The organism is Lysinibacillus sp. NPDC047702 (assembly GCF_050272555.1).
Lineage (GTDB): Bacteria > Bacillota > Bacilli > Bacillales_A > Planococcaceae > Lysinibacillus.
Genome location: NZ_JBNNMG010000011.1, coordinates 42,712 through 63,422, shown reverse-complemented (window position 1 = coordinate 63,422; position 20,711 = coordinate 42,712). Strand labels below are relative to the sequence as shown.

Below are 20,711 nucleotides of genomic sequence, written 5' to 3'. Positions count from 1 at the left end.
AAAATACCCCAACTGAATACTTTTCTGAGGGCAACTACTATACTGTGAATGCTATTGTAAAAACCTGATGTGCTTCTACTTCTTCTCGTTTTCATTCCTGTAAGAAAATTATGTTATACTATTTCTATTATCGAAATAATTAGAAAGAGGGATGTTAGATGACAAATTTACAGCAACTAGATGCTTACTTCGCAGAACATCGTGAGGAGCATTTGAATGAATTAATGGAATTTTTACGTATTCCTAGTATTAGCTCTTTATCTGAGCATAAAGGTGATATTCAAAATGCCGCACAATGGCTTTCTAATGCGTTTGAAAAGCTAAATCTTGAAAATATCTCCATCACTCAAACTGCTGGACACCCTGTTGTTTACGCTGATTGGCTACATGCTGAGGGTAAACCAACTATTCTTTTTTATGGTCATTATGATGTACAACCTGTAGATCCATTAAATTTATGGGAAAGTGAGCCGTTTGATCCTACAATTCGCGACAATAAGTTATTTGCTCGTGGTGCTAGTGATGATAAAGGGCAAGTGTTTATGCACCTTAAAATGATTGAGGCACTATTTGCAACTACAGGTACATTACCAGTCAATGTTAAATTCATTTATGAAGGCGAAGAAGAAATCGGAAGCCCAAATCTGCCTGCCTTTGTAGAAGAGCATAAAGAAAAATTAGCGGCAGACTTAATTTTAATTTCTGATACTGGGCTTTATGGTCCTGGTAAGCCAGCAGTATGCTATGGTTTACGTGGTTTAACAGGTATTCAAATTGATATTCGTGGAGCTAAAGGTGATTTACATTCTGGTCTTTATGGTGGAGGCGTACAAAATGCTATCCATGCATTAGCAGAAATTTTGGCATCCTTCCGTGATGAGCATGGCACAATTCAAGTTGAAGGCTTCTATGACAAAATATTACCATTAACTGAAGAAGAACGTGAAGCATATCGTGCGCTTGGTTTCGATGAGGAATCAGTGAAGGATGAGGTTGGCGTCAAGGAATTATTCGGTGAGGCTGGTTATTCCTATTTAGAACGTACTTGGGCACGTCCGACACTAGAGGTAAATGGTGTGTTTGGCGGTTTCTCAGGCGAAGGCATTAAAACAGTCCTTCCAGCTGAGGCTGGCGCTAAAATCACATGCCGTCTTGTGCCAAATCAAGAACCCGAAGAAATTGTAGCACTGTTAAAGGCGCATGTTGAAAAACACAAGCCAGTTGGTGTTGAAGTGGCAATCTCTGAATTCGATAAAGGTCGTCCATTCTTAACACCATTTGATCACCCATTCATCCAAGCTGCTGGTCGATCATATGAAAAAGTATATAACGTCCCAACTGCCTATACACGCGGAGGAGGTTCAATTCCTATCGTGGCTGCCTTTGATGAAATTTTAGAATTACCAGTTGTACTAATGGGCTTTGGTTTGTCTAGTGAAAACTTCCATGCTCCAAATGAACACTTTCATTTAGAAAACTTCGATAAAGGACTGCGTGTTCTAAGCGATTATTTATTTGAAGTGGCTACATTACAAAAATAACTATATGAAAAACAAATTCCCCTCGTCACTATAAGCGAGGGGATTTTATAATTTCATTCTCCAAAAATCGTGACAATTTCTGCTGATTGTTTACGTTCTTTTCCTTTTGGAACTTCATCAAAATAGCCAACTTGCAGCATTGCAATTATACGTTCACCAGGCTGTACGTTTAAAGCCTCACGAAATTTTGGCTGATCTAAGAAAGCAGGCGTTTTCCAGCAGGAACCAATTCCTCTATCCCATGCTAGCAATTGAATGTTTTGAATAAAGATACTTGCTGCAGCGTAATCCTCTAAACGCTCTTTTTGACGAGCATCCTCTGGAACGATGACAAAAGCATAGCCGCCTGCTAACGTGAATTTTGTCATTTGCTTTGTTAAGTCCTCGTTAGAAAGCTCTTGCCATTTAGGTATCGTTAAATCTCGCAATAAATCATGAAGCCCAAATAACTCCTTACCACATGCAACAACTAAACGCCAAGGCTCTCGATTTCCATGATTTGGTGCCCATACAGCATCATCGATAACCTCCAATAAATCTTCACGATCTACTGGCTGCCCATTAAATTTTTTAATGGAACGACGTTGAATTATGGCATCCCTAACAGACAAAAATTGTTCGCTCATAGTATACTATCTCCTTCTATAACATTACATCGTATTATAATGGATCTCTTCTATCTTCCACATTATCACAAAATGATGAGCTTTAAAACAGCTATCTTTCTAAGCAAAACTATCATCTATATGATAGAAATAATAAGTCATGCTTGGTGTAAAAGCTGTAGAATCCTCGTAAAGATACGGTCGATTAATACTATCTGAAGTATGAGCATTCACATAAGGAACACCATTCTGAATACTTGTCACAATAACAGAATGGTCAATTCTTCCGTCACCTTGGAAATCATAAAAAATCACATCACCAAGATCCAATTCCTCAGCGGATTGAACCCGCCTCCCCTTCAATCCAGTTTTTGAGCCTTCCAAATACCATCTCAGGGAATGTGCAACAGACCAGCTAAAGCTCCATTTGCCCTGTTGAATCCACCAGCCTCTATCCCTACTCGGTGCTCCTCGCATTGGCGCCCCACCAGCAAGTAAGCATTGCGATATATAATTCGTACAATCAACCGTAAAGTTTGGAAATGCTGGATTTCGTCTGTTCCACCACAAATTTGCGTACTGTACAGCAGCCTGTCTGTTATACATTTTCGCCACACCTTCCCTCCTTATGTTCATGATATGTAAGCATTGGGATTTCTATTAATTAGGTCCTTATTCGCATAATTGATGAAAGAGGTCTGATTTAACACTATCTTTTCCAATTTTAAGATAGTTTTTGCTACAATAGGTTTAACAAAGTATAGACTTTTATTTTATGACCAGAAGGGATGTTGAATGTGAAGCAGCATGCTGAAAAGGAGATTTTACAAACCACTCTTTTATGCGATAAAAAAGGTAATTTAAATCCAGCTGCCATCGGATTTGCACGAAAGCCTCTTATAAACAGCAATTTAAGCGGTCATATCATGCGCAAAAAGAAATGGAACTATTGGTGTGTCTACGGTGATGAAATCTTATTCTCTGCGACAATCAGTCATCTAGACTATGCAGCGGTCTGCTTCGTCTATTTCCTTGAATATGAAACTCAGCGCTACTTTGAAAAAACAATAACGATTCCATTGGGCGGAAAGCTAAAAATGCCTACTCAAGTGCTAGAATCTGTAACATTCAAAAATAGTGAAATGATGATTGATATGGCCTATATCAAAAATGAAACACATCTTTCTGTTTCAATTCCAAACTTTGATGGAGACGTTTTACGTGCAAAGCTTATCATTCAGCATCCACCTGCAGATGAAACCTTAAATGTAGTCATCCCTTGGAACCGTAAAACCTTTCAATTTACTGGCAAGCATCATATACTTCCAACTTCAGGTGTTGTGACAATCGGGACTCGCCGTTTTACATTCTCTCCAGAGGAAAACTTTGCGGTATTAGATTATGGTCGAGGAATTTGGCCACGTGAGGCTACTTGGAATTGGGGAATGGCTTCGCAGCGAGTTCGAGGTAGACGTATTGGCCTCAACTTAGGCGGAAAATGGACAGATGGAACTGGCATGACAGAGAATGCCGTTTTTGTAGATGGAAAAATGACAAAAATTCATGAGGATTTATTGTTTCATTATGATCAGGAGGATTATATGCAAAGATGGAAGGTAAAGTCTAAATTCTCCAATCAAATTTCCTTAACCTTCTCTCCCTTTTTTGAACGGGTTGCCACTACAAATGCTGGGCTTGTTAAATCTGAGGTTCATCAAATGTTTGGTTATTACGCTGGCTCAATTTTACTCGATAACGGTGAAACACTTGTTATTCAGCAAATGCTCGGCTGTATCGAAGAGCATCGTGCAAAATGGTAAAGGATTATTACTAGGCTCAAGCGCGCTGATATTCATGTATCAGCGCACTCTCCTCCCCTATTCATTCCTTTTTCTGCCCACTCAATCCAGCCATAATCTTCTCTGGATCATCTGTAAAAATTGCCCGCACACCGAGTCCCTGTAAATGCTTAGCATGCTCGACCTCATTCACTGTATAAACCCGCACAAGTGCTCCTTCTTGCAAAGCTCTACCTACCGATTTTCGAAATGCTGCTGGTAAAGTAACATGGATTGCATTTGCTGGAATTTGTGCAGCACAGCCGTTAAAATCAATTAATATTTCAGCAAATAAAGCCGCGGTTTCAATATATGGTGCCATCAGTGAGACAATTTGTATCGACTCATGATTAAAAGAGGAAATGATCACTCTTTCTGTCATTTGATGTGCAGCAACTTCCTTCATCACAAGAGCTTCAATCCCGTCATATGGCATTACATCTGTTTTAAGCTCTATATTAATACGATGGTTGGTACCTGCAAACAATTCTAGTACTTCACTCAGGGTTGGAATATTTTCACCCTCAAATTCCGCAGAAAACCATGAACCAAAATCAAATGCACGCAACTGCTGTAAGGTAAAATCTTTAACATAGCCACAGCCATTGGATGTTCGATCAATCTTTTCATCATGAATGACCACTAGCTCACCATCAGCTGTTACATGTACATCTAACTCGATGCCTGTAATAGACAGCCTTGCTGCTGCTCGAAATGCAGCAGCCGTATTTTCAGGGTAATGTGCGGAGACTCCTCTATGTGCGAAAATATCCAAATCTATAACCTCCTATGATGCTCACCTTTAATATGATAAAAATCATAATACACGAATAACTTTTCTTGCTTCTAATCTAATAGTAACATAATTAGCCTATTACGCTTTTGCTTGATGGTAAATATTATATATAGTAGTATGATAATCTACTTTGAAATTGTAAGTACTTAGGAGGTGCTAAAAATGACTGTACAACATCCAGATTTTCAGGCTGAGGTGGAATGGCTAGCCTTCACTAAAAATTATATGCATCAAATATTAAGTGAATCCCGAAGAGACTTGCAATCAGCGCAGGAGAATATTCGGCAATCGATGGCAGATCTTGATTATTTAGACTCTAGTTTGAGTTATTTAAATATCCTTGCCAACGCCCGATTTTTTGAAATGGCGCGTAACCAAAAGGAAGGCTTAGAGGCTGTTCAAAAGAAGCCGTATTTTGCCCGAATCCATTTTCAAAAGACTGGTGATCCAGAGGAATTTCTTTATATCGGCAAAACCTCATTATTCCATCGAGAGACACACGAACCAATTATCGTAGACTGGCGTTCACCAGTTGCAAACGTCTATTATGATGGTCGCCTTGGTGATATGGAGTATGATGTTCGAGGAGAAATCCTTAAAGGTCACCTATTTGCCAAGCGTCAATATAAAATCGAAAATGGTGAATTGCTTGATATACGAGATATTGATTTAACAACGAATGATGAATTACTACAAGAAGCGTTAGCTGGAAAGGCAGATGTACGTTTAACAGAAATTGTCTCGACTATTCAAAAAGAACAGAACGAAATTATACGAGCGCATCTTCGTCAGCCTATTATCGTACAGGGTGCTGCCGGCAGTGGAAAAACAACGATAGCTCTCCATCGTATCTCTTACTTCCTCTATACAATGGGCGAGCATTTTAACCCTGAGCAGCTCATGATATTAGCACCAAATAAACTATTTATCGATTATATTGGTGACGTTTTGCCAGAACTTGGCGTTGATAAAATTTGTCAAACAACCTTTTCAGATTATGTCCTTGCTGCCACTAAGCTTAAGCTTAAACTTCAAAATCCTAATGAGCAGTTAGAGACTCTTGTTGCAGGTGGATCACAGCAGTCCATTGCTTGGATATCTGAGATGAAGGGCTCACTTTATTATCGTGATGTTATAGAACGTTATATTCAAAAGCTTGAACAGGGAATCGCTGAACAATTTGAGGATGTTTACATTGAAAAATATTGTATTATGCGTGCATCTCATTTAAAAAAGCTGTTCTTATACGAATTATCTTATATGCCTATTGAAAAGCGGCTTGATCATATTAAAAAGATTTTAGCCAGCCATGTTCGCCAAAAGAAGCAAGCTGTATTAAATATGTTGCATAAGAAATATGATGAAGCACTTGGCAAAGCTTTAAATGGAATACGAGATGATGACAAACGTCGTCGTGTTGTTACAAAGTTTATTGATGAACGGGATGAACGAATACCCGCCATTGAAAAAGAGGCTAAATCCACAGCAGCTGTTTATATGCGGCGTTTCTCTAAACATAATATAAAAATACTCTATCGTACCCTACTTACAAAACCTGAGCTTTTAGCAGAGCTTGCACCAGAGTGGCATTACCTTGAACAACAGCAATTTATACAGGCTCACTTAAAGGAACAATGGGCTCTTGAGGACTTAGCCGCATTATACTATTTACAGGCTCGCTTAAAGGGTATTTCAGATGAATGGAAAATGCGGGTGGTTTTTATTGACGAAGTACAGGACTATAGTTTATTCCAGCTTGCTGCTTTAAAAGCTGGACTTGAGACAGATATGTTTACAATGGTAGGTGATTTAGCACAAGGCATTCATAGTTATCGTTCACTAACTGCATGGGAGCCTGTCCAACAGTTATTCCCCCGTGCAAGCTTTAGAACACTTCAAAAAAGTTATCGTACAACCATTGAAATCATGGAGGTCGCAAATAAGGTTTTAGCACAAATGGAAGAACAGCTACCATTAGTGGAGCCTGTAGTTCGTCATGGCAATGGACCAACCTTCATACAAGCAAATGCATTCGATGCCCTGAAAATTAAGTCGATTTTTGAATCCATACGCACGAAAGGACATCGATCCATTGCGTTAATTTGTAAAACGTCAACAGAGGCGCTCAAAATCCAGAAAGCTTTAACTGACCATAAAATTAATTCCCAACTGCTGACAGAAAATGATTCTATTGACCAAGAATTATTACTTGTAGTGCCAAGTCATTTAGCAAAGGGACTTGAATTTGATGCAGTCATCGTCACTGCCTTCGATACACCTTTCTATGATACAAAGCTTGACAGAAAACTACTGTATGTGGCACTTACAAGGGCAATGCATGAACTCTATTTAATCGGTTCATCAAAGGAGGCTTTTCTTTTAGAAAGCTAAAATTCCTATAAGTAATAAAAAGTCGCTATTTGGGCGACTTTTCTAATGCTCCTTTATTAATTCCGAGGTGGTAAACGGTAAAACTTCCCTCGAGATAAATACGCTTTAACAACCTTCCACCATGAGCTGGGTGCTTCCTTTGGAGGAGACTTCTTTTTAGGCAATGCTGGCATGCGCAAGAGTAACGACTCCTTTCATAGGGTTATTAATACTATATGAGGATAGTAGGTATTTATGATAAAAAAGCTTAATTAAAAAGGTAAGGAGTACTTTTTCCTCCTTACCTTTCTTTCTACTGCTTTACATAATAATCTATTTGTTGAGCCTTCATAAAGCCAGCCTTTTCATAAACAGAAAGGGCTTTTCCATTGTCAATTTCTACATCAAGCATCACAAATTTCGCTCCGATTTTACTTGCATAGTCCTTGGAAAAGGATAGCATAGCTGTACCAATGCCCTGCCCTTCACAATTTGGATGTACGGCTAATGCTGTGACCCATTGAATTTCATTTTCCTGAGCAGTTGTCACTGTTCCAACGACTTCACCGTCCTTACGGGCCAGCCATAGCTTTCTGCCATCCGTAGATGTATTAAAGGCTATTAGCTCTTCAGACTCCTCCGGTAAATCCCCAAACGCTTCACTATAAATGTCGATCAGCTCTGCCTGCTCACCTGCATATGGAGTAATTTCAACATCCTTGTTTAAATTTACTGATTCTGCTCTTGTTTCTAAAGTTGCCTCTGAAAAGCTATATGTAAAGCCTTTATTTTCAATAAACGTATGACCAAAGGGTGATCCATCTATTACTACAGCCAATTGCCCCTCTGCTCCACGCTCTTGAAGACCAGCCTGTAAAGCTTCCACTAAAGCGGTTCCGATTCCTTTTTGACGATAAGCAGGCGTTACTACTAGAGACCATTCATATGTATGAAGCCCCATTAAGTCTACAGCACTTGCTGCTCCTACTAACACATCCTTATCATCTTCATAAGCAAGTATCATAAAACCCTTTGTTTCAAAAGATCCCGCCATAGGAACTCCCATTGCAGTTTCATATACACGGTAATCATGTACGGTCGCTTCTTCACATAATAATGTTACTTCTTTTAATGTTTCCCCATCTAACGGAAAAGACACCGTCATTACTGAAATATTCATCGTTTACTCCGTTCTTAAATCAGACTATTGCCCTATTGTAGCAAGAAAGAAAATCAGCTTGCAACAAATTATAATAGTAACTTCTAATAATCAACTATTTTGTTTTTAATATAAGGAAAATAAATGGATTTATACAATCATTAATAACTTTAATAACTGAAAATTACTAGAATTTATAGATACATACTCATACTAAGCGCTCTCACTCAATATTTCAACCCTCCTTATAATTATACCATTTATACAAATAAATTACATTTTCAATATAAGGAAATAGTCTTTATTTCATTTAAATGTTTACCAATGATGCCTTATTTACGACTCTTCTTCCAGTTTTGCGTTCAACACTAAGAAAGGAGCGATCCCAAAGAGATCACTCCAATCCATGACTAAAATAGTTTATTCTTCAAGATGATATGAAGAAGATTGTAACATTTGCGCATAAATGCCACCAGATTCAATTAACTGTTGTTGAGGACCTGCTTCAACTAATTCACCCTTGTGCATAACGAGTACAATATCCGCATTGTGTACGGTATTTAAGCGATGAGCAATAACAAAGCTTGTACGCCCCTGCATTAATATGTCCAGCGCCTCTTGAATGGCAAGCTCAGTAACAGTATCAATACTGCTTGTAGCCTCATCAAGTAATAATATCCTAGGATTAGCAATTAATGCTCGAGCTATGGATAGCAGCTGCTTTTGCCCCTGTGAAATTTCTCGACCATCTGCCGCAAGAATAGTATCATAGCCATTTTTTAACTTTATGATAAAGTCGTGAGCATTTGAACGCTTAGCCGCTTCTACTATTTCTTCATCGCTCGCATCTAATCGGCCATAACGAATATTCTCTCGCACTGACGCTTCGAACAAAAACGGGTCCTGAAGCACAAAGGCCATTTGCGAACGTAATGCTTGTCGTTCTATTTGTTGAATGTTTACACCATCAAATAAAACCTCGCCCTTTGTTACCTCATAAAATCTTGCAATAAGCTGTAAGATAGTTGTCTTTCCTGCACCTGTTGCTCCTACAAGGGCTACTGTTTGACCTGGCTCTACTTGAAAACTAACATCCTTTAACGTATAAGCTTCTTCCTCCTGTTCATATTTAAAATAAACATGTTGGAAGCTCACCTGTCCTAATAATTTATGCTTTTGTGCTGAAGCTGTTTCCACTTCAGGCTGTTCATCCAGTAATGCAAATACCCTTTCAGCACCAGCAATTGCCGATAAAACTGTATTAAATTGATTGGCCAAATCATTTAGTGGACGAGTAAACTGGCGTGCATATTCGGTAAAAATAACTATGACCCCAATTGACACATGACCATAAAGAGCAAGCACGCCTCCAATCCCGGCTACAATTGTAAAGCTCATATTGTTTAAGAAGTTCATGACCTTTGGAATATAGCCTGAATATGTCTGTGCCCAAAAGCCTGTTGTTTTTAATCGCAAGCTTTTTTCACGAAACTCCTCCATCATTCTTTCCTCTTGTGAGAAGGCCTTCACAATTCGTTGACCTGAAATTGTCTCTTCAATCATACCGTTAAGCGCTCCAATAGCCACTTGCTGCTGTTTAAATAATGGAGCTGTTCTTCGAGTAACCCAGCGCATTGCCCAAAACATAATCGGTATAATGGTCATCGTTAATACCGTTAGTAAAGGGCTTAGGCTTAGCATGATAATTACAGTACCTGTAAGCGTTAAAACACTGGAAAACACCTGGATGAAGGAACTATTTAATGTTGAACTTACCGCTTCTATATCATTTGTCATCCGACTCATTAGCTCTCCATGCTGACGGCGGTCAAAAAATGAAATAGGCAGTCTTTGAAAATGTGCAAATACGCTTGTACGCAGTCTATAAATTGTTTGCTGAGCAATGCCTATCATCCAATAATTTTGTAAAAATAACGCCACTGCTAGTAGAGCATAAATGCCGATTAACAACATAATGCCCTTACTAAGACCTGCAAGCTCACCATGCATCACATACATATCTATCATTTTTCCGATTATATATGGTCCAAGAAGAGCTAAAATTGAACTCACCATGACAAGTAAAAGCACAATCATTAAGAGTACACGTTGTTCATCGACAATTTTCCATAATCTCAACAATGTACTTCGCCAATCTGTCGCACGAGGTCCTTTCTTTTTCTTAACAATCTGCTGTACATCATCTTTTGTCAAAATCGGCTCATAGCCAAAAGGTTTGTGGAAAAATGCCATTATTTCTCTACCTCCTGCTGGGAGACTGCGATTTTTTTATAGAGCTCAGAAGTCTGTAGTAGCTCTTTATGCGTGCCATATGCTACTACTTCCCCTGCATCGATTAGTAATATTCGATCTGCCCCTTTAGCTGTACGTATTTTCTGAGTTACAACGAGCATAGTTGCCGGTTCCTTGCTCAGCGCCTTCCATAATGCCTGTTCCGTTTTTACGTCAAGCGCACTTGTACTATCGTCCAGCATTAGTAGATGACCTTTTCGTAATAACGCTCTTGCAATAGATAGCCTTTGTTTTTGGCCGCCTGAAAGATTAACACCCTTCTGCCCAACTCTTGTCTCGTAACCCTGTGGGAAATCTTCTACAGAAGCATGAATTTGTGCTTGCATCGTTGCCTGTCGCACAGCATCCATTTCAGCATCAATGTCACCCCATTTAACATTGTCTGCAATGCTACCTGTAAATAATAAGGATTGCTGTGGGACATAACCAATAATCTCCCTAAGCTCTTGTAAGTCCCATTGCTGAATATCCTTGCCTTCTACTACTATTCGCCCCTCAGTGACATCATAAAAGCGTGGAATTAGCTGTAATAATGTTGATTTACCTGCACCTGTAGCACCCATTATGGCTAATTTTTCACCTGATTTAACACTAAAGCTTACATTCGCTAATACTGGAGAGTCTCCACCTGGATATGTAAAGCTAACGTTGTCAAAGATCAATTCGCCAAAATGTCTTCCGCTAGAGGCACTTTCCACAGATGATGAAAGCTCAGTCTCATTTTCAATAGATAGAACTTCTGCCATACGTTCTGCAGAGGCCTTGGCACGGGCATAAAAAATAATAATAAACGCAAACATTGAAAATGAGCCTGTCATACGCATTGCATAATTGACAATCGCCACAATATCGCCAAGCGGTGTTGTACCAGAAGCTATTTGCTTTGTCCCAAACCACAAAACGGCAAGTAAACTCATATTCATGATGAATAGTAGTACAGGCATAATATACTCCATAGTACGCAAAGCTTTGACTGTATCTAATTTTAAGCGTGAAGCTACCTCATCAAAACGAGAGGCTTCATAGGCACCACGTAAATAAGCCTTAACCAAACGGATAGCCTGTAAATTTTCCTGTAGTACACGATTTAAACGATCTATCCTCTTTTGAACGAGTCCAAAATAAGACACACCTTTTGTTACCATAAAAATAAGAAAAATAAAGATTACTGGTGCACCAATTACTAAAAATAATGCAAGCTTTGCATTGACAACAAAAGCCATTACAATACTACCAATAACAGCCAACGGTGCTCGAAGCATAATTCGCAGACTCATAAAAAGCACGGTTTGTACCTGTGTCACATCATTTGTCAGCCTCGTAATTAGTGAGGCAGTTGAAAACTTTTGATAAGTAGCTAATGTAAATGCTTGAATTTTTTCAAACATCGCATTTCGTAAATCATAAGAAAAGCTTTGTGCGGTATGTGATGAAAAATATGAATTAATGACACCAGCAAAAAAAGCTACAAATGAAAGAGCTAGTAATATAGCACCCCATTGTAAAATCATGCCCTGGTTTTGAGCTCGTACTCCATCATCTATGATTTTAGCCATTATAAGCGGCTGAACTAGCTCAACAAATAACTCCAGTAGCATTAAACATAACGCGATAAATGCTGTCCATTTATAAGGCTTTACATAGGAAAAAATTTCTTTCATATTCTTCCCCCTTGTTACTTATAGGAATTTTGCAAATTTTCAAAATAGTAATAAACACCTGGTTAGATAATACTTTTATGCTTTTTCTCCAGCTACTGAAAGCCATGTTACACAAACAAGCATAACAAACACACCAACTAATTGCCAAAAACCTAAATTTGTACCAAACACAATTACTGAAATTGCCATAGCTGTTAAAGGCTCGATACTAGATAGTACGCTAGTCTCAACTGCTGTAATATATCTCATACTGCTTAAAAACAGCACAAAAGCTACTGTTCCAAAGAATATGAGTGCCAGCATCAACCCTATTATCTTCAAATCTGTGAACACTATCCACAGATTTGACTGCCATACACGACCAATAATTCCCAATGTTCCCCCACCTATCAGCATCCCCCACCCGACAACGAGTAGAACATTCCACTCTTTCATTAGACGTGCTGGATACAATGTGTAGAAGGCAAACGTTAGACCAACAGCTACTCCCCATAACAAGGCTTTTTTACTAACTAACAAAGCGTCAAATGAAGCGTTCGTTAGTAGGAGGAACAGACCTATGAGTGTACCAATAATCCCTAACACTTGATATTTTGGAGGCCATTTCTTTAAACTAAGAGAGACATAAGCAACAACAAATATTGGTGCTAAAAACTGTAATAGGGTTGCTAATACCGCATTACTCGCATTAATTGCTGCCACAAAGGCAAACTGCACGCCCAACATTCCGGCTATACCGAATATAATGAGCTGTCTACTCCATAGTTTTTGTTGCCAAATCCCAAAAATATCCTTTCTTGTTAACAGTAAATATATAAGCAATAGTATACCTGCAACCGATAGTCGAATTGTTAACATAAAGGAGACTGTTAATGGTGTATGGCTAAGTAACCATTCCATTAAAGGCCCAGTTGCACCCCACAACATTGAGCCAGTTACGATAAATATTATTCCTTTTAATCGTTCCATACAATTCCTGCTTCCTATATACGTACTAAAAAATGTTATTTTTCTTCAAAACTTTTCTTGCATTTCACTAGAAAAGTCCTAATATTTTTCACCATCAAATATTTACAAATATATTCATAATGACTAATTCCCGATAATTAACTATAATATTAGTATATATAGATTACCCAAGGAGATCGAATAATCATGAGTCATATGCATAAATCATTTACGATTGATGAACATTATTTAAATTCACTTCCTTTTCCTGCAATTGTCATGAATCAAGATGGACAAGCTATTATTTTGGGAAAACCTGCTGAACAACTATTTGGTATTTTAGCAACAGATATTAAAGGAAATACTACTCCATTCATACATGAAAATCTACTGCGTCAGTTATCATTAGAGACGTTTCAGGCTATTCTACACAATGATGAAAGTACGTATATAGATCAAGTTCAAGTGGTCACATTTAGAAATGAAGAGATTACTGCAGCATTGCTGGCTAAACCATTTATAGAGCAAGGAGAGACGTATATTCTCCTGTTATTTATGCTGCCAGAATTAATGATTAATTCTGTCTCAAATAGCAGTACACTTATAAATTTAAAGCAAGGGTTAGACGTAGCATTTATGACCGTTACCCTTGATCATGATGGTTTTATTTTAGAATGTAATGCTGAATTTCTAAAGACAAGTCAGTGGACTCCAAAGCGCGTCATTGGCAAGACGTTTTGGCAGCTATTCCCTGACAATGAAGTAAGTGAAAAGATTACAAACACTATTTGGCGTAATTTAAACAATGGTCATACATGGCAAGGTGAGGTTGAAAAAGTTACAAAAACAGGCCAATCTTATTGGGTACTTCTAACAGCTATCCCGACCTTTAATCTTGAAACAAATGACCAACAATTTATTTTAATCGAGAAGGACATCACCAAATCAAAAACAATCCAGCATCAATTAGAAAAAATTGCTTATATAGATACTGAAACAGGTCTTATGAATGCACATCGACTTGAAAAAGTAATTTCTAATATGATTGAGGATGAGAGACACTTTTCTTTTGTCTATTTAAGTATTGATAAATTTTACACATTAAAAGAGCTACATGATCAGCAAATCGATCAAAGCCTTATTGTAGAATTTACAAACCGTATTAAAATGTATTTCCAAGATAGTACAATGGCACGCATTAATGAAAATGATTTTGTTGTCATCACACCTTTAAGTGAGTGGTTTATTCAAGGTTTCCTGTCCTATCTACAACAGCATCCAATTTATAGCAGCAATATCGCTGTACCAATTTCTATTAGTGGTGGTATTACACGATATCCAGAAGATCAGACAACATTTTCTCAACTAATGAAAGCATCTATCGCAACTATTTCTAATGTTCGTGAGGCAGGCGGCGATAAAATTGTCTCATTATCTAAAGCTACTCATAAGGCCTTGAATCGAAAAGCTTTAATTGAAAAACGCTTACTTCAGGCTCTAGATCAAAAGAATTTGAAAGTATTATATCAGCCCCAAATTGATGTTTATTCAGGAAAAATTACAGCTGTAGAGGCACTAGTCCGTTGGGAAGATGAGGTAATCGGCGTTGTAGCACCTGACGAACTTATTCCAATTGCAGAGGAGACTGGTCTCATTAACAATATTGGTTCCTTTATGCTGGAAAAGGCATGTGAACAGGCGTTAATTTGGAAAAAAGCCGGCTTAGATATGAAGGTATCTATAAACTCTTCTGTTCGCGAATTCCGTGATAAAAATATGGCAAAATCAATTCTTGAAAAGCTAGCTAAAACAGGTTGTCCTGCCAGCCTTATTCAAATTGAAATTACAGAAAAATTTGCACTAGAGGCAGAGGCTGCTACCTTCATCACTCAGCAAATGCGTAAGCTAGAAAACGAGGGAATTTCCTTTATTCTAGATGACTTCGGTACCGGGTATGGCTCATTCCGATACATGCAAATTTTACCGATAGATACATTGAAAATTGATAAAACATTTACAAGCTCCTTACTAAAATCTGAAAAGACCCAAAAGCTAATGCACGGCATGGTGCAGCTTGGAAAATCGATGGAACTTAAGGTTGTAGCAGAGGGTGTTGAAACAGCAGAGCAAGCAGACCTTTTAATTACTTATGGCTGTGACGCTATTCAAGGCTATTACATTAGTAAGCCTGCTACCCCAGAGGAAATAGAAGCATTGCTCGTAAAATAGAAAAAAACAAATGGAGGCTACGTTAGAGTAAATGATTCAAACGCAGCCTCCATTTATTTTATTTTTTATAGACTTTTTGCAATTTAGCTTTACTTGAACGTATTGACCGGAATATTAATTGCATAAATACCTCTGCAAATACAAGCCCCATTACGATAGCACCAGTAATTAAAAATGCTTTTAACCCATACTGCAAGCCTTGTAAGTAATCATCCTCTACAACGTTCCTCATAGCATTATACGCCATACCTCCTGGCACTAATGGAATGATTCCTCCTACTATAAAAATAATCATTGGCATTTTAAAGCGTCGCGCATATAAATGAGCAACTATCGCAATAACAAACGATCCAAAGAAAGAAGCATTGACCACATCCATTCCTTTTTCTGTTAAAAGATAATAGATGATCCAGCCAATTACTCCAACAAGGCCACAATGAAGCAGTGTTTTTCTAGGTACATTAAAAATAACAGCAATCCCAGCAGTGGCAAAGAAACTAACAATTAATTGAATGATAATATCCATCATATGTTATTGTGCGCCTCCTAAAATGCTAGGGTGACAGCAATTGCTGCACCAATGGCAAAGGCTGTTAAAAAGGCTTCTGCCCCCTTTGCCATCCCTGACATAAAGTGACCTGCCATTAAATCACGCACTGCATTTGTAATCAATATACCTGGTACAAGTGGCATGACAGAACTAATGATAATTTTATCAAGTTCTGCTCCATAACCGTACTTGACTGCAAAGAAGGCAACGAAGCCGATAACGAGCGATGCTGTAAATTCTGAGAAAAACTTTACTTTGGTTAAATTATTTATCATTATAAGCACTAGAAAGCCTAACCCTCCCGCTAAACAAGCTATCGGAAAATCAGCCCATCCTCCCTTAAACATAATAAGAAAACAACCACTTGCAAGAGCTGCTGCTATGACTTGTAAATAGGTTGGTAAAAAATAATTTGTTTTTTGTATCGACTTTAGCTCGTCATAAGCCTCTTCTAATGTTATCATGTGAGATGTGAGTCTCCGAGATACTGAATTTACCAAGGCTATTTTTTGTAAATCTGTAACCCTATTGGAAATTGATGTAATTCTCGTTGGCTGTGTCTTGCCTAACGAAAAAATGATTCCAGTTGGTGTGGCATAACATTGCGCAGCAAGCATATTTTGAGAATGTGCCATGCGTAGCATCGTATCCTCCACACGATATGTTTCTGCACCACTTTCAATCATAATACGCCCTGCAAGCAATAAGCAGTCAATCGTAAATTCATTATCCGCTTCATGTAAAACCATTACAGCTATCTGCCTCCTTCAAAAGGTTCCTTGCCAATAGTATCGAACTGCCCAAAAAAACTCAACTGAAATTTTTAATACTATACTTTGGCTGTAATATGCTGACTAATGCAAATTGATTTTATATGAAAATTAATTTTCCTTAAAATGATAACAAAACTTCGTAGATTCGTATAACTTTTTCAATGGCTGACACGTCTGATTGTATAGAAAAGTAATTAAGGAAAGGAGCGTATCCATAAAAATGCCGGAACGCAGAAGAAGACGCGGCCCGATGATTGATTTCCTATTAATCGGCCTCATTATTACATTAACAACTATTATTTTAGTCATTATCCTATCAAAGGATGACTTTAAGTTTCAAAAAATTAGTGCCTCAAAAGAGACAGAATCAGTACCTAGTAATTTATCCACAGAAAGCTCTGCGTTTCCAGGTATTCGTATTGTAACAGACGTTTCTAATGATAAACAAACACCTTTTGCTATTCATTATCCACAGACAGACAATAAAGCATTTAATGAAGCCGTTTTACAGTACATATCGGATTCAAAAGAAACCTATCTGTCATCAATGAAAAAAATTAAAAACAAAGAGGCTATGGGCGAGCTTAATATTAGTTTAGAAACATTCCCATATCGTGAGCATTATTATTCCTTTGTACTGACGAAAATGCTGTACTTAGGCGGGGCAAATCATGAGGTTTCAACTAAGACATTCTTCATCAATAATGAAACTGGCGAACAAATCACCATTAAAACATTACTGCAAGGCGATGAAAACAACTTATCAACATTGGCTACTCAAGTACGTAAAGATTTACAGCAAAATCTTCAGTTAAAAGACGATCTCTTTACTGATGAGCTAGAAAAGGCAACAGAACCTAAATGGTCTAACTTCAATCGCTTCTCCATTGTAGATGATTCGTTACAATTCTATTTCGATGAGTATGAGATTGCTAGTGGAGCGGCAGGTGCACCAATAGTGAAGCTTCCTCTTTCGCTGATTAATCCGTTGTTAGCCTCTGATTTTCAAATTGCTATGGAGACTATAAAGCCTACGAAACCACCTACTACAGGTGATTCCACTACGAAACGTATCGCCTTAACTTTTGATGATGGCCCACATCCAAAAGTAACTGAACAAATATTAGATACTCTTGATAAATACCATGCAAAAGCTACCTTCTTTATGCTCGGTGGGCGTGTACAGTATTATCCTGATATTGCTAAGGATGTTCTTGCTCGAGGTCATGAAATAGGTAACCATACATGGAACCATCCTGTATTAACAAAGCTTTCACAAGAGCAGGTACTAAAGCAATACACATCAACTTCTGCAGAGCTAGAGAAAGCAATTAATCATGATGCCACTGTATTTAGACCTCCATATGGGGCAACAAACGATGCTATTAATGGGCAAATACCAATTCCAGTCGTACTATGGACGATCGATACATTAGACTGGAAGCATCGCAATGCACAGCAGCTATTACCATATGTGAAAAATAATTTACACAATAACGCTATCGTTTTAATGCATGATATTCATCAATCAACTGCCGATGGGCTGGATGCGGTACTCGCCTATCTACAGGGGCAGGGCTATGAATTTGTAACAGTCTCGGAGATTCTTCCGTATCGTCAATAATTATTCTTTCAAGCACTGCCTATATCCAACAAAAGCAAAAGTCCAATAAACTAGAATTTAGTTTATTGGACTTCTTTTTTATTTTATTATTAGCTTATCTAATGGTTGGAAGTCTTTTAATTGATAGCTCTTCACCTCATTGCGAGCGACTGTATAGAGGGCATCATCTATATATACGACACGCTGTACAAGCTGATCCCAATTCTCATATGGCTCACCAGTACTTTCTTCAATGATACTACCTTTTAGCACGATTCCTTTATCTGCTGTTATTTCATAAATTTGAGCTCCCTGACCTTTGTAAACAATTTCATCGCCCTTCCCTGCCTCATAAAGGACAACTGGGAAGCCAAAATAATTGTATTCCTTATTTCGGAATAGAGCCCTTGGATTGTATTGAATATCCGAATAAGAACCTTTACCACCGATTTTTACAGATGATTGTTCTTTTGGATTTTTGAAATCTGAAACATCAAACAACGACATTTTCATATTAGTTGTCACTGTAAAATTGCTTTTTGAAAATGCGTTATAGCGTTGCTCTGTATCATAGCCAATTCCGATTAAATGTGTTTCATCTAATGGATGCAAGTAATTACTAAATCCTGGTATTTTCAATTCCCCTAGGACAGTTGGCTTTTTAGGATCAGCTACATCAATCACAAATAACGGATCCACTTGCTTAAATGTCACCACATACGCTTTTTCACCCATGAAGCGTGCTGAATATACTTTTTCTCCTGGTGCTAAGTCTTTAACTGCGCCCAGCTCTTTTAAATTTTTATCTAAAATAAAGAGATGATTACGTGAAATATTTTTTTCATCCCACGTATTTCCTTCAGTTGTTACAATACGGAAATTCCCCTTGTACTCATCCATTGAATATTGATTTAACACAGTTCCTTTTACTTCTGTATTGCCTACAAAATTCATCGTGGTGCCATCAACATTCCATTTAAAGACCTGTGTATTTGTTGCTCTTGGCATCCAAATCATCATATCCATAATGCGGTTTTCAGCAGGAACGACTGGACTACCGTCATAGACCGGTGTTGTAAGATAAAGTGCATCCTCAGACATATACAGTCCGCTGCTACCGCCCAAATAACCTTTTGTATTGGCAGTTGCCTTTGCACCATTTTTTAAATTTAGAGCTGTTATTAAGCTATATGTTCCATCCATGGTATTTGGTAAAATAGATATTTTCTCAAGAGGCAGGCTTTGGTATTCTTTCGTATCTCCACTATCATAAGTCTTTGGCTTTAAATCTATTGCTTTGTTATCTCGAAGCGCCCAGTAATTCGGAAACATGTTACCAATTAAATATAATGTGTCATTGGTAATACGAATATCCTGTAAATACCCCTCTTGCCCTACCTCACGTATAAATTTTGGGCTCTTAGGGTTCGAAATATCATACAAAGTAGCTGTTGACATGCTCGTGCCTGCTTTTTCTAAATATTTATCCCCAATTGCTATTAACAAATGATCATATAATGCAAGCTTTGAAATATATTTAGAATCCTCTATTTTAAGAGTCGTCGCTAATGCTAAATTTTTCGGATTTGTTGCATCTACCACTGTAATACTATGTTCTTGTACAGAATAAATAAAGCCATCCTTTACAACGACTAAATCGCCTTCTTCAACTCCCTCTACTTGATTGTTTGTCATAGAGGAATTACTGCTTACACTTGGGCTATCTGCCTTACTTTCCATTTCTCTACTTGAATCATATTTCACTTCCTTATTTGGGTTAGCTAAAAGAGTGTCAAAGTATTGCTGTAGCTCTTTCTCTGATTTTACTGCTTCTAGCTTTTCAATAATGGTAAATGAAATTACTTGTGAGGCAGCTTTTGGTCCACCAAGTACAAATGCTTCCTTCTGTACATGTAATTTATAACTACCAGGTGTTAAATCACTAACAATTAATGTCTTTTTATCTTCTCCTAGTGTGATAGTTGCTTCAACTTTTTGATCCTTGCTATTTGTAACATAAACAGTTTCTTTTGTTATCTTGCTTTCCTTTAAAGCTTTAGTAAAAGTTGCTTGCCAGCTTTTAGTGGCCATACTAACACTTGCTGCTTTTGCCTCTACAGTTGGAGTCATTGTCAGCATAATGATCCCTGGTAAAATGGCGAGTACGGCGATAACCATAATTGCTATCCACTTATTTTTCATCTTTTTTCCTCTCTTTCATATACTTGTTTATCAATTAGACTGCTGAAGAGTTGGAAAGTTACATTTTTCAGAAATTTTTTGCATAGTAATTTTTCTACATAAGAAAAACGAGAGGATGATTCT

General features: G+C 37.8%; 15 protein-coding genes. 5 read left to right on the top strand and 10 right to left on the bottom strand.

The features are described 5' to 3' along the window. The first annotated feature begins 158 nt into the window (after positions 1 to 158). Entirely contained in the window at positions 159 to 1,541 is a 1,383-nt protein-coding gene (locus tag ACQKIM_RS08305; RefSeq protein WP_427541818.1) for a dipeptidase, read from the top strand. 53 nt (positions 1,542 to 1,594) lie between these two features. On the opposite strand, the gene ACQKIM_RS08300 is transcribed toward ACQKIM_RS08305, so the two are convergent. After that, positions 1,595 to 2,167, bottom strand: coding sequence for a nitroreductase family protein (locus ACQKIM_RS08300; RefSeq protein ID WP_427541815.1), 573 nt, complete (start codon positions 2,165 to 2,167; stop codon positions 1,595 to 1,597). A 99-nt stretch (positions 2,168 to 2,266) separates the two neighbouring features. Continuing rightward, the gene (locus ACQKIM_RS08295) at positions 2,267 to 2,761 is read right to left on the bottom strand and encodes an amidase domain-containing protein (RefSeq protein ID WP_427541812.1); all 495 of its coding nucleotides are present in this window, start codon (positions 2,759 to 2,761) and stop codon (positions 2,267 to 2,269) included. Positions 2,762 to 2,943: 182 nt separating this feature from the next. Here ACQKIM_RS08295 and ACQKIM_RS08290 point away from each other — a divergent pair, with 182 nt between their 5' ends. Further along, on the top strand, positions 2,944 to 3,966 hold the full coding sequence (locus ACQKIM_RS08290) for a DUF2804 domain-containing protein (RefSeq protein ID WP_427541809.1): 1,023 nt from the start codon (positions 2,944 to 2,946) through the stop codon (positions 3,964 to 3,966). Between the two features lie 61 nt (positions 3,967 to 4,027). Here ACQKIM_RS08290 and ACQKIM_RS08285 read toward each other — a convergent pair whose 3' ends face one another. Beyond that, positions 4,028 to 4,759: a glycerophosphodiester phosphodiesterase family protein gene (locus tag ACQKIM_RS08285; protein WP_427541806.1), complete on the bottom strand. Its 732-nt coding sequence runs from the start codon at positions 4,757 to 4,759 to the stop codon at positions 4,028 to 4,030. A gap of 183 nt (positions 4,760 to 4,942) precedes the next feature. Between ACQKIM_RS08285 and helD the strand changes: the two genes are divergently transcribed. Continuing rightward, positions 4,943 to 7,171, top strand: a complete 2,229-nt coding sequence (gene helD / locus ACQKIM_RS08280; RefSeq protein ID WP_427541803.1) for an RNA polymerase recycling motor HelD — start codon at positions 4,943 to 4,945, stop codon at positions 7,169 to 7,171. A gap of 292 nt (positions 7,172 to 7,463) precedes the next feature. Here helD and ACQKIM_RS08275 read toward each other — a convergent pair whose 3' ends face one another. The 4 genes from ACQKIM_RS08275 to ACQKIM_RS08260 form a co-directional block, all read right to left on the bottom strand. Then, positions 7,464 to 8,330: a GNAT family N-acetyltransferase gene (locus ACQKIM_RS08275; RefSeq protein ID WP_427541801.1), complete on the bottom strand. Its 867-nt coding sequence runs from the start codon at positions 8,328 to 8,330 to the stop codon at positions 7,464 to 7,466. Positions 8,331 to 8,729: 399 nt separating this feature from the next. After that, positions 8,730 to 10,562, bottom strand: coding sequence for an ABC transporter ATP-binding protein (locus ACQKIM_RS08270; RefSeq protein ID WP_427541798.1), 1,833 nt, complete (start codon positions 10,560 to 10,562; stop codon positions 8,730 to 8,732). Further along, positions 10,562 to 12,283 (bottom strand): ABC transporter ATP-binding protein, encoded by a 1,722-nt coding sequence (locus ACQKIM_RS08265; RefSeq protein WP_427541795.1) that lies wholly within the window; start codon positions 12,281 to 12,283, stop codon positions 10,562 to 10,564. Before ACQKIM_RS08265 ends, ACQKIM_RS08270 begins: the two co-directional genes overlap by 1 nt. A gap of 75 nt (positions 12,284 to 12,358) precedes the next feature. Continuing rightward, complete coding sequence (locus ACQKIM_RS08260; protein ID WP_427541792.1) at positions 12,359 to 13,252, bottom strand: DMT family transporter; 894 nt, start codon at positions 13,250 to 13,252, stop codon at positions 12,359 to 12,361. Positions 13,253 to 13,438: 186 nt separating this feature from the next. On the opposite strand from ACQKIM_RS08260, the gene ACQKIM_RS08255 reads away from it, so the two are divergent. Continuing rightward, positions 13,439 to 15,460 carry an EAL domain-containing protein gene (locus ACQKIM_RS08255; RefSeq protein WP_427541790.1) on the top strand — a complete coding sequence of 674 codons (2,022 nt, stop codon included), beginning with the start codon at positions 13,439 to 13,441 and terminating at the stop codon, positions 15,458 to 15,460. 58 nt (positions 15,461 to 15,518) lie between these two features. On the opposite strand, the gene ACQKIM_RS08250 is transcribed toward ACQKIM_RS08255, so the two are convergent. Continuing rightward, positions 15,519 to 15,986, bottom strand: a complete 468-nt coding sequence (locus ACQKIM_RS08250; protein WP_427541918.1) for a threonine/serine exporter family protein — start codon at positions 15,984 to 15,986, stop codon at positions 15,519 to 15,521. Positions 15,987 to 16,006: 20 nt separating this feature from the next. Then, complete coding sequence (locus tag ACQKIM_RS08245; protein ID WP_427541787.1) at positions 16,007 to 16,759, bottom strand: threonine/serine exporter family protein; 753 nt, start codon at positions 16,757 to 16,759, stop codon at positions 16,007 to 16,009. A gap of 244 nt (positions 16,760 to 17,003) precedes the next feature. Here ACQKIM_RS08245 and ACQKIM_RS08240 point away from each other — a divergent pair, with 244 nt between their 5' ends. Continuing rightward, the gene (locus ACQKIM_RS08240) at positions 17,004 to 18,407 is read left to right on the top strand and encodes a polysaccharide deacetylase family protein (RefSeq protein WP_427541784.1); all 1,404 of its coding nucleotides are present in this window, start codon (positions 17,004 to 17,006) and stop codon (positions 18,405 to 18,407) included. A gap of 78 nt (positions 18,408 to 18,485) precedes the next feature. Here the strand turns inward: ACQKIM_RS08240 and ACQKIM_RS08235 are convergent, their stop codons facing one another. Beyond that, positions 18,486 to 20,588, bottom strand: coding sequence for a beta-propeller domain-containing protein (locus ACQKIM_RS08235; protein WP_427541781.1), 2,103 nt, complete (start codon positions 20,586 to 20,588; stop codon positions 18,486 to 18,488). Positions 20,589 to 20,711: the final 123 nt, after the last annotated feature.

Excerpts from the sequence above, each read along its gene's own strand:
- ACQKIM_RS08305 (WP_427541818.1), top strand. The coding sequence starts at position 159 with ATGACAAATTTACAGCAACTAGATGCTTACTTCGCAGAACATCGTGAG.
- ACQKIM_RS08300 (WP_427541815.1), bottom strand. The coding sequence starts at position 2,167 with ATGAGCGAACAATTTTTGTCTGTTAGGGATGCCATAATTCAACGTCGT.
- helD (WP_427541803.1), top strand. The coding sequence starts at position 4,943 with ATGACTGTACAACATCCAGATTTTCAGGCTGAGGTGGAATGGCTAGCC.
- ACQKIM_RS08275 (WP_427541801.1), bottom strand. The coding sequence starts at position 8,330 with ATGAATATTTCAGTAATGACGGTGTCTTTTCCGTTAGATGGGGAAACA.
- ACQKIM_RS08270 (WP_427541798.1), bottom strand. The coding sequence starts at position 10,562 with ATGGCATTTTTCCACAAACCTTTTGGCTATGAGCCGATTTTGACAAAA.
- ACQKIM_RS08265 (WP_427541795.1), bottom strand. The coding sequence starts at position 12,283 with ATGAAAGAAATTTTTTCCTATGTAAAGCCTTATAAATGGACAGCATTT.
- ACQKIM_RS08260 (WP_427541792.1), bottom strand. The coding sequence starts at position 13,252 with ATGGAACGATTAAAAGGAATAATATTTATCGTAACTGGCTCAATGTTG.
- ACQKIM_RS08255 (WP_427541790.1), top strand. The coding sequence starts at position 13,439 with ATGAGTCATATGCATAAATCATTTACGATTGATGAACATTATTTAAAT.
- ACQKIM_RS08250 (WP_427541918.1), bottom strand. The coding sequence starts at position 15,986 with ATGGATATTATCATTCAATTAATTGTTAGTTTCTTTGCCACTGCTGGG.
- ACQKIM_RS08245 (WP_427541787.1), bottom strand. The coding sequence starts at position 16,759 with ATGGTTTTACATGAAGCGGATAATGAATTTACGATTGACTGCTTATTG.
- ACQKIM_RS08240 (WP_427541784.1), top strand. The coding sequence starts at position 17,004 with ATGCCGGAACGCAGAAGAAGACGCGGCCCGATGATTGATTTCCTATTA.
- ACQKIM_RS08235 (WP_427541781.1), bottom strand. The coding sequence starts at position 20,588 with ATGAAAAATAAGTGGATAGCAATTATGGTTATCGCCGTACTCGCCATT.